Below are 13,926 nucleotides of genomic sequence, written 5' to 3'. Positions count from 1 at the left end.
GATGCATGGCGAAAGCTCGAAAGCCAGCCTTGGCGCATCATGTCCATCGGACGAAGAGAATGGGCGAATGAGTTTTGATCAGCGAGGCGGCGTATCAGATAATATGCAGGCCGTTCTGAAGATGGGCGAGTATGCGCGCAGCCGGATGAGCGGCAATGTGCTGGCCGTGACCGGCAGTGCTGGAAAAACGACAGTTGTCGCCATGCTGGCACATGCGCTTTCAGCCTGGGGCGATGTTGGCAAAAGCCACCATAATGCGAACCTGCCTGCTGGCGTGGCGTGGAACCTTGCCTCGATTCCATGGGACACTCCACATGTGGTGCTGGAACTGGCCGTTGGCAAAATGGCGATCAGCGCGCGCATGGCGCGCCCGAGGGTTGCTGTTTTTACAAATGTGCTGCCTGCCCATCTTGGCGAGAGGAGCACGGTCGCCGACATCGCCCGTACCAAAAGCGCGATTTTTCTCGGCATGGCGCCGGGCGGCAAGGCCGTTCTCAACCGCGATATGCAGGAGTGGCACACGGTACATGACGCGGCTCAAAGGCAAAAGCTCGACATTTGGACTTATGGGACTTCGGATGAATGCATGTGCCAGCTTTTGCGCTACGACGCGGCAGGCCGGCAGGCTCACGTCAGGATCAAGGATCGCGAAATCAGTTTCCCGATTGGCGCGGCTGGATACCACATGGCTTTGAACGGCCTTGCTGTGCTTGCAGCCGTTTCGGCGCTCGGGCATCCACTCGAGCCGGCGATCGCGCAGCTGGGAAGCTTTGCCGCTCTGCCCGGACGGGGCGAAGAAATCTCTCTTTCGCTTGACGGGCGCCGGCTGACCGTGATCGACGACGCCTATAACGCTAATCCAGGTTCGATGCGCGCGGCTCTGGCTCGATTGGGCGACTATGAAGGCGGGCGGCGTCGGATCGCGGTTCTTGGCGAGATGGCAGAGCTGGGGCCCGGGGCGGCCGCATATCACACCGAACTTGCTGGGTTCATACAGGACCGTTCAATTGATGAAGTCCATGTCGTGGGCGAGCTTTATGCCGACTTCTGGAAGGCGCTTTCTCCTGCCTTGCGCGGCTCCCATGCCGGATCGCGCCAGGTGCTCAGTGAAATCCTTCGCGAAAGGCTGGCGGACGGAGATGTGGTTCTGTTTAAAGGTTCGCACAGCACCGGCATGCATGAACTCGTCGCGCGGCTGAAGAAAAGCGCCGACGACGGCGCCGTCGTGTAAAACACGCTATTTGAATTGTTCGAGTTCCATCTCGTGGACAGCACGACGAATTTCGACCTGCGACCGGCCCTGCGCGACAAGCGCGGCGGCTAGGCGGCCGTGATAGGCCAGAATATGGCGTTGGCGGTCTGTCGCCTGAACATAGATGTGGTGCGGTTCGAAGCCTGCGGCGCGCAGGCGCCTGACATAAAATAGCTGACTGAAAAACGGCACGGCGCGATCCTCCGGGTCGGAGAGAAAATAGATGTCCGGTCGAGGATCGGTCTGAATCCGGTCGATTTCATCGATGGGATCGTAAAACGCGGCGGCATTGTAGAGGAGCTTGCCCGGAAGCCGCCGCCGCCGCTCCCAGAAGGCGGATACCTGCTTCACCGAGACGAGACCGGAGGTAATGATGGCCGCCGAGATATCCCTGCGTTTATTCATGAGACCCGCGACGATCTGGCCGCCAGCGGAGTGGCCGGTCAAAATGAAGCTCGATATTTTGTGCTTTTCCCTGATCAGGTCGAGCGCGCGATTCATAAGCGTTATTTCGTGCAGATGGCGGCGATTGTTGTGATCACCCGAGGAACCATAAATGCCGGGACGCGCCATGAAGATGACGGGGTGGCCGGCCTTTTGCGCCCATTCCGCCATTTCCGTCGCGATCGAGGCGGGTGATTGCCGGACATAGGAATCGGTTATGAAACGCACGCCCTTGGAATTGCGCAACATCACGTCACCGCCGAAATAAACGAGCACGGTCTGGTTCTCGCCATCGGCCAGCGCTTGCGGATAATAACGGATACAATCTCCCTTGCCGTCCATCTCGATCCATAGGCCATTGGGAATGGCGGCACAGCCCTCCGCTGAGGTGAAGGACCCGTTCAGTGCTTCATAGGGGCTGAAAGCCTGGTCGTTGAGGAAAACGCTCAGTTCGCTTGGCTTGGGCAGTTCGAAAGGCCCGAGGCGCGGTGCATCGGCTAGCGCGGATTGTGAAGCTCCTGGAATGGCCAATGCGAGCAAAATCCAGCGCGCGATCCACCAGGCAAGCCTCGGCTCCTCCTCGGTCATGGTTTTACTCCAACCTTCATCGCGTCGTTATTGGGAAGAACTGCAACCAATTTCAGGGCTCCACCGACCGTATCGGTTTCATTTTGCCAAATACAGGCCGCTACGTCACCTCCTTCGTCCGGTGCATCGCGCTAGCGCGTCAAATTCACGAACCGGATTGAAACCAGGTCGGACAGACGCAGCGACCGCCGTGCTACTCCTTTCATTGGTAGAAGGTGCCTGCTTGAAAGCCGGAACGAGTAGCTTACCGTCATTCGGACTCATATTGAAAGCTGGCTTCATGAAAGTATGAACGGATTGTGAGAACTATATCTCGCTGGCGGGTGAGGTCGTGCTCGGGTTAGCGTTTTGAACACATCCCTGAGTATTGATGCTGCGTTCAAAAGGCCGTGGAAGAACTGGGGCAACCCCAAAATCGTCAGCACTGGGTTCGGTGGGATGTTAACAACGATCCTCTTCCTTTTGATAGCTTTGCCGGTTCTCGATGTTGTTTACTCGCCATATATCGCCGCCCTCACTACTGAACCGCACGAGGTTTGCCGGAGGTCAGGTGGTTTAAGCTATGCGGCCGCGGCTGGTGCGTCCAGCGTGGCGCAATACTGTTTTTTCGGATTCGGCTGGCGGTATGTGCCGATAGATTCCAGAATTCACCAGCGGTTGAACCAGTCGACCCTTTCCGGGGTAGCGAACTCAACCGTCTCGATGTTGCGCCACAACCCGCGCCGATGGATGATCTCTGCCTTCTAGAGCCTGTGAGGTGGTCCTGCGCCATGTTTTTGAACGGGCGATTCGGCGTCAGAAGCGCACTTGCGGACAGAGATGGGATAGAGCAGCAAAGAATGCTGGTAAGTCAACGCTTGTTGAGTTATATACGCGGTTGCCGGACTGGTAATAACGCCATTTGGTCGGACAGGGAGCGATATGACGCAGTGGTTCGGAAATCGGATGCATGGTCTTTTCCCCTCTCGGCCACGCTGAGAGGCAAACAGGCTTCGGGGTACGCTGCGTGTCATGATGTCGGCTCGAGAAGTTTTGCGTCCTGATGCCCGTGCGGCACAAGTGGCCCAAAATCCCATTGTGCTCTTCTGGTTAGCATGTGGGTGCCGGGTCTCGAGATCAGGAATAACCGAATATCGAAGGAAACTTTCTATGACATCTATACGGAAGAGTATTCCGGTCTTTGGCGCTGTCGCTCTTTGTGTTTTGCTTGCGGCATGTTCAGACGAGGCGCCGAAGCAGCCAAAGGCGGCTGCTCCTGCGGCAAAAGTCGCCGTCATCGAAGCGCGACCTGAGCGAGTGCCGGTCGTTAGCGACTTGCCTGGGCGAGTAGCTCCAATGGTAACTGCTGATGTACGCCCACGGGTCACTGGTATCGTGCTTAAGCGCGTGTTCGAACAGGGGGCGTCGGTGAAGGAAGGGGACGTCTTGTACGTCATCGACCCGGAGCCATTCCAGGCCAAGGTCGCCTCAGCAAAAGGAGTTCTGGATTCTGCCGCTGCAGCCCAGATTTTGGCGAAGCAGCGTGCTGACCGGCAAACGCAGCTTCTTCGCGGAGGTACAGCCAGCCAGGAGAGCGCGGATAGTGCGATTGCAGCGCTTGCACAAAGCAACGCAGACGTGGAAAGGAGCCGCGCCGACCTCAAAATCGCTGAGCTTGATCTACAGTATACCAAAATCCGGGCACCGATATCCGGCACCATCGGACGAGCCCTCGTCACGGAGGGCGCATTTGTGAGTCCCACCTCCGACGTGATGGCCGTGATTCAGCAGATTGATCCAATCTACGCGGATTTCACTCGCCCCGCTGAGAGCCTGATTGCGTTGAAGAATGCTGTCGCCCAAGGAACACTGAAGGCGGATGCAGCGGGTAGTGCCCAGCTAAAGCTGCTCTCTGGGGGTGGCCAACTCTACCCGCATGATGGCAAACTGCTATTTACCGAGGCTTCAGTCAACTCCGCAACCGGTCAGGTTATTCTCCGTGGAGAGTTTCCAAACCCAGACATGAACCTCCTTCCGGGCATGTATGTGCGCGGTCGTGTCGAACAGGCGGCTCTCGACGAGGCGCTGGCTGTGCCTGAACAAGCCGTCCAGCGTGACACCGCCGGCAAGGCCCAGATTTTCGTCGTTGGCAATGAAAACAAGGTCGAAGTCAGGCCGGTTGATCTTGGTTGGCTCGTGGATGGCCGTTGGGTCGTCATGAAAGGGCTGGCACCGGGGGATAAGGTTGTCGTGGAAGGGTTCCAGCGGATTGCTCCAGGCGCGCGCGTTGAGCCTGAACCATGGGGCAATGTCTCTTCCTCACCGAAACAGAACTCGGATAAGGGATAAAATCGATGGCCGCTTTTTTCATTGACCGCCCGGTCTTTGCCTGGGTGCTTTCCATCGTCATCATGCTCGCCGGGCTTCTGTCCCTCACCATGCTGCCGATTTCGCAATATCCTAATGTGGCGCCGCCGCAGATACGGATTGCTGCTACATATCCAGGGGCCTCTCCCGAGGACACCTATGAAGGGGTCACCCGTCTGATCGAGGAGGAACTGAACGGCATCCGAGGACTGCTCTATTATGAATCGACCTCCGATGCTGCGGGTGGCGTCGCCATTACCGTGACTTTTGAACCGGGAACTGATGCGAGCACGGCCGCTGTCGAGGTGCAAAACCGGGTACGTCGGGTTGAATCACGACTGCCTACGTCGATTGTCCAGCAAGGCATCAGCGTAGACCCCACCAGTGCGGATACCCTTCTTCTGGTAACGCTCAGTTCGAAAAGCGGCAAGACGGACGGTTTGTCACTCGGCGATTACATGAGCCGAAACATCGCCGGTGAATTGCGCCGAATTCCGGGTATAGGCAACGTGAATATCTTCGGTAGCGAGCGCGCTATGAGAGTGTGGGTCGACCCGGACAAGCTCGTCGGTTTCAATCTATCGCCTTCTGATGTTACAGACGCAATCCGCGCACAGAACGCTCAGGTTGCCGGAGGACGTATCGGTTCCGCACCTGTCAGCGACCAGAGGCGAACCACAGGATCGCTGCTTGTCAAGGGCCAGTTGACCTCTCCCGACGAGTTCGGCGCCATTGTGCTTAGAGCCCAATCCAATGGTTCGACCGTCCGTCTGCGTGACGTTGCCCGCATCGAAGTCGGTGCGGAAAGCTACAGCACCTCCACACGGTTGAATGGAACGCCGGCAACCGGCGCGGCTATCGAGCTTGCTCCGGATGGAAATGCTCTGGCTGTCGCAACAGCCGTCAGGGAGCGAATGGAAGCGCTTGCGCCGTCCTTTCCTCAAGATGTAGAATGGTCTATCCCCTACAACACGACGCCCTTTGTTAAGATTTCAATCGAAAAGGTCCTCTACACGCTCCTGGAGGCCGTAGCGCTCGTTTTCGTCGTTATGTTCCTGTTTCTGCAGAACCTGCGTTATACGATCATTCCGACCGTGGTGGTGCCTATCGCATTGCTGGGAACCTGCGCGGTAATGTTGGTTCTGGGTTTTTCCATCAACGTACTCACGATGTTCGGCATGGTGTTGGCAATCGGCATTCTTGTGGACGACGCGATCGTTGTCGTTGAGAATGTCGAGCGCATCATGATGGAGGAAGGATTGCCGCCCAAGGCGGCCACAAAGAAAGCGATGGGCCAGATTACCGGTGCGGTTATAGGTATCACGCTTGTCTTGACCTCGGTCTTTGTTCCAATGGCGTTCTTCCCTGGCGCTGTTGGCATTATTTACCAACAGTTCTCGCTAACGATGGTCGCGTCGATCCTTTTTTCTGCTTTTCTCGCCTTGTCATTGACGCCCGCCCTATGTGCCACTTTTCTAAAGCCCGTTAAAAAGGGGCACGCTCATTCAAAAAAGGGCTTCTTTGGATGGTTTAACAAGGGCTTCGACAAAACCGCGCTCGGATACAGTAGCTGGGTGGGAAAGTTGTTACACAAGAGCGGACGTGTAATGCTCGTCTATCTCCTTCTGGCCGGTGTCACCTGCTACATGTTTCTCAGGTTGCCGACGGATTTTCTTCCCGTTGAGGATCAGGGCGCATTGATAGCACAGGTTCAAGCTCCTGCTGATGCGACGTCTTCGCGTACGCTTGAATCCGTACAGAGCATGGAAAAGATCGCAATGGACAATCCCGCGGTGAGCCGTGTGGTTGCGATCAACGGGTCGAGTTTTGCCGGTGCGGGCGAAAATGCCGCCCTCGTTTTCATGACCCTCAAAGACTGGAGTGAGCGAAGTGCAGAAGAAGCCGCCACGGCAGTCGCGCAACGACTGAATGCAGGGTTTCAGAATATCAAGGATGCTGTGGCCTTCGCGACCTCCCCGCCCGCCATTCGCGGCCTTGGCACTACAACTGGTTTTTCCTTCCGTCTGCAGGACCGTGGAAACAGAGGCATGGTATCTTTGGGTGCTGCCCGTGATCAATTCCTGGCGGAGGCTCGCAAAAGCCCCATACTGACAGGTGTTCGCGTGGAGGGACTTGCCGATGCCTCTCAAGCCGTTCTGACAATAGATCGCGAAAAGGCCAATGCCTTCGGTGTCACTTTTGCCAATATCAACTCGACGCTCAGCACCAATCTTGGGTCGTCATACGTGAACGACTTCCCCAATCAGGGGCGAATGCAACGGGTAACAGTGCAGGCAGAGCCGGAGAAGAGGGGTGACATTATCGATGTCATGTCTCTTAACGTTCGCAACAATGAAGGCGGCATGGTGCCCATGTCACTCTTTGCCACTTTTGAATGGTCCAAGGGGCCAGCTCAGCTCGTGGGCTATAACGGCTTTCCCGCAATCAGGATCAGCGGACAAACAGCACCTGGGTATTCTTCCGGTGATGCCATCGCGGAAGTCGAGCGCATAGCGGGCCTGCTTCCAAACGGTTTTGGTTACGAGTGGACCGGACAATCCCTACAGGAAATTCAGTCAGGAGCCCAGATCCCGATGTTGCTCGGCCTCTCGTGCCTCCTTGTTTTCCTTTGCCTGGCCGCACTCTACGAAAGTTGGACCATCCCGCTTTCCGTAATGCTGGTCATTCCGCTAGGAATTTTCGGGTCCTTGGCGGCAGTCATGCTGAGAGACATGCCCAACGATGTTTATTTCAAGGTCGGCCTCATCACCATCATCGGCCTTTCTGCAAAAAATGCCATTCTGATTATCGAGTTCGCCAAAGATCTCAGGGCGTCCGGAAAGTCACTTCATGACGCCGCCGTCGAAGCCGCTCACCTGCGCTTTCGCCCGATCCTCATGACCTCACTTGCTTTCACGCTAGGCGTGGTGCCACTTGTCATCGCAAGCGGTGCCGGGTCGGCGAGCCAGCGAGCCATCGGGACGGGTGTAATGGGGGGGATGATTTCGGCGACAGTTCTCGCCGTTCTGTTCGTTCCTGTATTCTATGTTTTCGTTATGAAGATGACGAAAATCAACAATGAGAACGAGCAGCCTGAGGGCGAGTTGGAGAAAAGCTAGTCTCCGATCTTTAGCGAAGAGCTGATCACGAACACACCTGACCACGTCCGCGGGCGTGGTCACACATTGGGAAGGTGTCAGGACGCTCACCGACGAGCTTGCGCTTCCCGACGAGGAGAACCCTCTTGAATATGCGTTCCTGCCTTCTGGTCTTGTTTCTTTTGTTGTTTACCGCGTTTCAAGCCGGTGCTCAACGCACTGACACGTCCTTGGAGCACTCCATAGCTCTTATCAGTGAGAAAGCCGGTGAAGTCGAGGCGGTTGCCAACACGCTTCAAGCCACCCCGGATACAACACAATTGCAGTCACTGAAAGAGCGTGTGCTTGCGACGCAGGTTGCCGTCACGGGGGCAATTCTCGCCATCGAACCTCAACTTGGTGAAATCGATGCCCGTCTTGCCCAACTGGGGGAAGCCTCTGATGGAGAGGGGCATGATATCCGGGAGAACCGCAACAAGTTACAAAACCAGCGTGTCGAACTCGATTCCGCAATCAAGCGGGGACGTCTCGTTGAAGCAAGCGCCGGGGACCTGCTTGCGACAATCAACCGTGCGATTGCCGAAGCATTCAATCGCGACGTATTTGAAAGGGTTGGATCGCCGCTCTCACCATATTTCTGGAGTGACATCTGGCATACGATGCCTGTCGATGTCTGGCAAGCCAAAGCATCAGTGCAGCGGGTTGTCACGAATACGCACCAGCACCTGACGATGTCGAGCGTCGTACTTATTGTCGCAAGTTTTGCGTTGTCTACTTTTTTGTTGGGGCCGGCCCGGCGCCACCTCGACAAGATGGGTTTGAAGCTTGCGATGAATCACGCACCAGGAACCCGCCTTCGTCGGTCGGGACTTGCCCTGTGGTTTACAGTGGGGGGAGCATTCGCCAGTTTTGTTTCCGTTACGGTCGTTGCGGCGGTTCTCAGATGGACAGGCATACTCGCCGCCGCTGAAGTTGGTAGTCTTACCTCAAGAGTCATCGGTACGATCTCTTTTGCCAGCTTCGTAATGTTTTTAGGCAATGCGATGTTACTGGTCCGGCGTCCCAGTTGGCGATTGCCACCGATCAGTGATGGTGCGGCATATGCGCTTCGATGGCTTCCCTCCATGATAGCGTCCATCCTTGCATCCGGTGTGATTTTCCTCGACATTATCCGAATAGGAGGACTAAGTTCCGGCGCGGTCGCCTTGGCCTCCCTGGCAATCTCGGCTTGTTACGCTGCGCTCTTCATGTTTGTGCTCCACGCCTGGAAGAAACTGGAGAGGCACGCGACAGGCAACGGCTTGCGCCTGCAGGCCGGCCCATGGATGCTGGTGTGCAGGTTTGCCATTCACGTGGTGATCGTGGTTACCGTTTTTGCTGCACTTTCGGGATATATTAATTTTTCCCTTTTTATCGGCAGATCGATCGTCTGGGCGGCCATCGTTGCTACCGCGGCCTATCTGGTGCTGCTTTTCGTCGATGATTTCACGATCGCCCTTTGCTCCTCGGAGGGCGGCCTCGCCAGAAGCCTGCAATCATCTTTTGGGCTGCGCGCAAAACTCGTGGAGCAAGCCGGTATCGTTGTCTCCGCAGCACTAAGGCTTTTGATCGCCTTCGGGGCCTTGTTTGTGGTGTTTGCACCATTTGGTCCTGGCACAAGCGATCTTTTTACCGGTATCGGTGACCTGTCGAGCTTCACCGTCGCTGGCATTACATTCGAAGTTGGTGCTCTTCTGCGTTCGGCGCTTGTCATGCTCGTCTCTCTGGTCGCCGTACGGTTGGTCTTGAGCTGGCTTGATGGCACTTATCTTCCTGCCACAGAACTCGATGCTGGAGCGCGCAACTCAGTACTGACGATGGTGAAATATATCGGCTTCATCCTCGCCGGACTCTGGACAGTAAACACTCTCGGAATAGGCATGGAGCGCATCGCTCTTGTTGTCAGTGCGCTTTCCGTGGGTATAGGTTTTGGCCTTCAGGCGATCACACAGAACTTTATCTCGGGATTGATCCTCCTTGCAGAGCGTCCGGTGAAAATAGGCGACACGGTGCGGCTTGGGACGGATGAAGGAGATGTAAAAAAGATCAGCGTACGCTCCACGGAAATTCAGATATCGGACCGATCGACGCTCATTGTTCCCAACTCGGAACTCATTACGAAAACGATCCGGAACATGACACCGGGTGATCCCATCGGTCGTGTTCAAATACCATTTGCAGTGTCCATTGCAAACGATCCGCATCAGGTTCGTCAATTAATACTAGATATCTACGAGGAACACCCGGGGATCGTGGCCGAGCCGAAGCCTGGTGTCCTTATCGAATCCATCGCGGACGGTAAAATCAACTTCGATAGCTATGCGTTCGTCAGCTCATCGCGTTTAGCTGCCTCTACCAAAAGCGATCTTCTCTTTACCCTGATCGAACGCTTCCGGGCAGCAAACATCCCGCTACATACAACATAAGGCAATAGTCGCGCCTACTAATCGGGACTCACTTCCTTCACCGGCCAATCTTCCGGGAAAGTCCCTTTCCCCTCTGGCGCTTTCTCGAAATTAAATATACTATGCGGTACCTTTATTAACGGAACGAGTAGAACGATGTCGTTGAATGCCAGCAAGGTGGAGCCAATGCGTGCGATGGACCAAAGGGCAACTGAGGAAGAGGAGGTCGAAAGCCCGGCTATAGTGTCGCCCCATGTGGCCCCACAACATCAGAGGAAAAAAATTCGTCGAGTTCTTTCAGTCGCCCTGCTGGCTGTCCTGGTTGGAGGGGCCACATGGGGGTGGCATTACTGGACGGACGGACGGTTTACGCAGTCGACGGATGATGCTTTTCTGCAGGCGGACCAAACCGCTGTGGCCCCAAAGGTCCAGGGTTACGTCGAGCAGGTCTTCGTCACGTCGAACCAGAAAGTGGCAGCAGGCGATCAACTGGTGAAAATCCGGTCTGAGGATTACGAGGCAAAAGTCGCACAAGCGGAAGCGGCTCTCGAATCCTCCAAGGCAGATTTGGTTCGCGCGAGAGCGGACGCGAAACGTCAGGTTTCCGCGGTTGGTCAGGCCGAGGCGCAGTTGTTGGCAACAAAAACCCAAGCCAGTTTTACGGAAAGTCAGGTCACACGATACCAATCCCTTGCAAAGACAGGGGCTGCCTCCAATGAGCAGATTACAAATCTCGTCAGCCAACGGGATCAGGCGAATGCACAGGTCGTCATTTCGGAGGCCGCTCTTGCTTCGGCGAAAGAAGCGATCAACACCGCAGACGCGACCATCAAACAATCCGAAGCCGCAGTAAAACAGGCAACGGCCCAATTGGCGACAACAAAACTGGATCTTGACGCTACCCTTATAACCGCACCCGTTGCCGGTACCGTTGGCGACAAAACCGTTGCTATCGGGCAATATGTCCAACCTGGCACGCGATTGATGACACTGGTGCCGGTCGAAGACCTGTATCTGGAAGCCAATTTCAAAGAAACGCAAATTCAGTACATGAGAGTGGGGCAACCGGTCTCGATTCATGTCGACGCCCTCAACTCAGTAGCTTTGACAGGACGAGTGGAAAGTTTCGCACCGGGTACAGGCGCACAGTTTGCTCTTATCCCCGCCGAAAATGCCACAGGGAACTTTACCAAAATCGTGCAACGTGTCCCCGTGCGTATCAAGGTGACTGCAGATTCTGATGCCCGTCGATTGCTTATTCCAGGTCTTTCCGTGACAGTTGATGTCGACACGCGGACTGCTCAGCAGGGATACGATGAAATCGTTCACACAGCCCCGGCTTCGGAGACGCAGAAATGAGTGTCGGAAGCTCCGGCCTGGAACTTCACCTCGTGGAGGAAAAGGCCGACGCGGCGGCTTGGATTGCGGTTGCCGCGGGCATTATCGGTGCCTTCATGGCAGCGTTGGATATTTCGATTACGAATTCCGCACTACCGCAAATTCAGGGTGAAATTGGCGCGAGTGGTACCGAGGGAACATGGATTGCGACCTCCTATCTCGTTGCCGAAATTGTCATGATCCCGCTGAGTGGATGGTTCGTGAACCTGCTCGGCCTGCGGCGATTTCTCTTGACCGTGACGGTTCTATTCATGGTTTTTTCGATGATTTGTGGGTTCTCCACGTCACTCGGAATGATGATTTTCGGTCGCATTGGACAAGGCTTTACGGGCGGGGCCATGATTCCGACGGCCATGACGATCGTATCAACAAGGCTGCCACCCGCCCAACAGCCGATAGGAATGGCCTTTTTCGGGCTGACTGCTGTTATGGGACCGATTGCAGGACCACTGGTCGGCGGCTGGCTGACCGAAAATGCGAGCTGGCACTACGCCTTTTTTCTCAATCTTCCGGTCGGATGCGGTCTTGTCATTTTCCTGCTCCTTGGACTTCCTGCGTCAAAAATGAGACGGGACTTTCTGTTTGAAGCCGACTGGATCGGGATAGCGGGCATGTCCATTTTTTTGGGATGCCTGACAATCGTGCTTGAAGATGGGCAACGGGATCATTGGTTTGAGTCCAGTTTCATCTTGTTAATGACTGCACTGGCCTTGTTCGGTCTCGCCATGCTTGTTTACGGACAAATATATGCGAAGCGTCCCGTTATCAGGCTCCGGATCCTCTTTCACAGGACTTTCGGTAGCGTTTTTATTATGGCGCTTGTAACCGGAGCTGCACTTTACGGAATAACCTATCTCATCCCCCAATTCCTTGCCCAGATTAGCGGCTACAATGCGCTGCAATCCGGCTCAGTCGTTCTGCTAAGCGGTATTCCGATGCTTTTTGTGATGCCGTTTTTTCCTTTGCTGGTCCGGCATCTCGATCTTCGCATCGCCATAGCCTTTGGACTTTGTTGTTATGCGGCAAGTTGCTACATAGACAGCTCGCTGACTGCGGGTGCTGCGGGTGGCGATTTTTACACTTCGCAGTTCCTGCGAGGTGTCGGCCAGACCTTCGCCTTGATATTCCTGAACCAGGCTGCGACACGCTCTGTCCCCAGGGAATTTGCCCAGGATGCTGCAGGCCTTTATTCAGCCGCACGCAATCTCGGAGGCTCGATAGGCTTGGCACTCATCGCGACATTGTTGGACCGCCAAACATCCTTGCATACGCAACGATTGTTCGAGACTGTAACATCCAACTCGATCGAAATGCAGGACAGGCTTCGCCCTGCCGGCACGGATATCCTTGCAATACAGTCGACAATCGGCAGCCTGTATCAAACCATGATACGACAAGCGACCGTTATGGCCTTCAATGATATGTTCTACTTCTTCTCGGTGGCTCTTGTCCTTATCATTCCTCTCGTATTAATCCTCAAGCCGATCCCCAAAAATCTGCCAGTTGCGGTTCACTAAGGCTTACCCGCATCCATATCGGCGTAGTTTCATCGACAGCGGAGAACTGCATGTCCAAAGCGAAAATCGACCCGGTGGAAAATGATCCGAAGAAAAAACGTGAGTCTCGTCGCCGTGGACGGCCGGTTAAGGGAAGCGAAGCGAAAGTCGCCGAAGATATAATCGCAGCTGCGCAGCAATTGTTCTTTGATCGCGGGTATGAAGGAACAAGCACGGATGACGTGGCGGCCCTTGCCAATTGTTCCAAGCGCACGATGTATTCTCGTTTTGCAACGAAGGCGGATTTGTTCGAAGCGGTCATATTGAAATTCGTGCAAGACAAGCGTTCTTTCGTGGACATCCCTGTAATGGCAGGGCGGAATTTGGCCGAGAGATTGACGATGATGGGGGAAAAAATGACCGAAACGCTGACGCGACCGGATATCCTCGCCCTCCATTTTCTTTTTCACAAGGAAGCGGCCCGTTTCCCGGAGCTCGTCCGCATCGCGGATGAGGCTGGGCGAAAGCCTTCCCGTCAGGTGCTGATCGACATTCTGAAAGAGGGGGGCGTGGAAGGAGACCTGGTTTTTCTCGCGGATCAGTTTCACTTCCTGATCCAAGGGCCTGTTTCCCGTTATGCAGTAGCGGGAAATGTTAACGCGACAGAAGAACTTTTGGAAAATGCCCGGCGCGCGGTGGATTTTTTTCTGAAAGGATGTGGGATGGGCAAATGAGTAGTTTCTCCCATCGGGCTCGTTTCCAAGAACTTCTGTGGTTGCCGCCCGTTATGCAAGAAGTTTTTGCCCATATGAACGTGTGATCGAGTGCGGTCTTCTGTCAGGCCTTTAATTGCGGCATTT

The 13,926-nt window shown here is 55.2% G+C and carries 8 protein-coding genes; 7 read left to right on the top strand and 1 reads right to left on the bottom strand.

Going from position 1 to position 13,926, the window contains the following annotated elements; all coding sequences use genetic code 11:
- On the top strand, nucleotides 1–1,231 hold a 1,231-nt coding region (murF, locus tag ACI2KA_RS26350; RefSeq protein ID WP_404505397.1), incomplete at its 5' end, for a UDP-N-acetylmuramoyl-tripeptide--D-alanyl-D-alanine ligase.
- A 6-nt stretch (nucleotides 1,232–1,237) separates the two neighbouring features.
- Here murF and ACI2KA_RS26345 read toward each other — a convergent pair.
- Nucleotides 1,238–2,284 (bottom strand): alpha/beta hydrolase family protein, encoded by a 1,047-nt coding sequence (locus ACI2KA_RS26345; protein ID WP_404505396.1) that lies wholly within the window; start codon nucleotides 2,282–2,284, stop codon nucleotides 1,238–1,240.
- Between the two features lie 1,149 nt (nucleotides 2,285–3,433).
- Here ACI2KA_RS26345 and ACI2KA_RS26340 point away from each other — a divergent pair.
- The 6 genes from ACI2KA_RS26340 to ACI2KA_RS26315 all read left to right on the top strand — a co-directional run bounded on the left by ACI2KA_RS26340 (nucleotide 3,434) and on the right by ACI2KA_RS26315 (nucleotide 13,800).
- Complete coding sequence (locus ACI2KA_RS26340; protein ID WP_404505395.1) at nucleotides 3,434–4,612, top strand: efflux RND transporter periplasmic adaptor subunit; 1,179 nt, start codon at nucleotides 3,434–3,436, stop codon at nucleotides 4,610–4,612.
- Between the two features lie 5 nt (nucleotides 4,613–4,617).
- Nucleotides 4,618–7,749 (top strand): multidrug efflux RND transporter permease subunit, encoded by a 3,132-nt coding sequence (locus tag ACI2KA_RS26335; RefSeq protein WP_404505394.1) that lies wholly within the window; start codon nucleotides 4,618–4,620, stop codon nucleotides 7,747–7,749.
- A gap of 131 nt (nucleotides 7,750–7,880) precedes the next feature.
- A complete protein-coding gene (locus ACI2KA_RS26330) occupies nucleotides 7,881–10,193 on the top strand; it encodes a DUF3772 domain-containing protein (RefSeq protein ID WP_404505398.1) in 2,313 nt (770 codons plus the stop codon).
- Nucleotides 10,194–10,328: 135 nt separating this feature from the next.
- Entirely contained in the window at nucleotides 10,329–11,531 is a 1,203-nt protein-coding gene (locus tag ACI2KA_RS26325) for an HlyD family secretion protein (protein ID WP_404505393.1), read from the top strand.
- A complete protein-coding gene (locus tag ACI2KA_RS26320; RefSeq protein WP_404505392.1) occupies nucleotides 11,528–13,087 on the top strand; it encodes an MDR family MFS transporter in 1,560 nt (519 codons plus the stop codon). The genes ACI2KA_RS26325 and ACI2KA_RS26320 overlap by 4 nt, the downstream gene beginning before the upstream one ends.
- A gap of 50 nt (nucleotides 13,088–13,137) precedes the next feature.
- Nucleotides 13,138–13,800, top strand: coding sequence for a TetR/AcrR family transcriptional regulator (locus tag ACI2KA_RS26315; RefSeq protein ID WP_404505391.1), 663 nt, complete (start codon nucleotides 13,138–13,140; stop codon nucleotides 13,798–13,800).
- The last annotated feature ends 126 nt before the right edge of the window (nucleotides 13,801–13,926 follow it).

It is taken from the genome of Agrobacterium sp. NPDC089420 (assembly GCF_044900305.1).
Taxonomy (GTDB): domain Bacteria; phylum Pseudomonadota; class Alphaproteobacteria; order Rhizobiales; family Rhizobiaceae; genus Agrobacterium.
The sequence above is the reverse complement of the archived record's forward strand: the minus strand, read 5'-3'. Positions and strand labels throughout refer to the sequence as shown.

Excerpts from the sequence above, each read along its gene's own strand:
- ACI2KA_RS26315 (WP_404505391.1), top strand. The coding sequence starts at position 13,138 with ATGTCCAAAGCGAAAATCGACCCGGTGGAAAATGATCCGAAGAAAAAA.
- ACI2KA_RS26335 (WP_404505394.1), top strand. The coding sequence starts at position 4,618 with ATGGCCGCTTTTTTCATTGACCGCCCGGTCTTTGCCTGGGTGCTTTCC.
- ACI2KA_RS26340 (WP_404505395.1), top strand. The coding sequence starts at position 3,434 with ATGACATCTATACGGAAGAGTATTCCGGTCTTTGGCGCTGTCGCTCTT.
- ACI2KA_RS26330 (WP_404505398.1), top strand. The coding sequence starts at position 7,881 with ATGCGTTCCTGCCTTCTGGTCTTGTTTCTTTTGTTGTTTACCGCGTTT.
- ACI2KA_RS26345 (WP_404505396.1), bottom strand. The coding sequence starts at position 2,284 with ATGACCGAGGAGGAGCCGAGGCTTGCCTGGTGGATCGCGCGCTGGATT.
- ACI2KA_RS26320 (WP_404505392.1), top strand. The coding sequence starts at position 11,528 with ATGAGTGTCGGAAGCTCCGGCCTGGAACTTCACCTCGTGGAGGAAAAG.
- ACI2KA_RS26325 (WP_404505393.1), top strand. The coding sequence starts at position 10,329 with ATGTCGTTGAATGCCAGCAAGGTGGAGCCAATGCGTGCGATGGACCAA.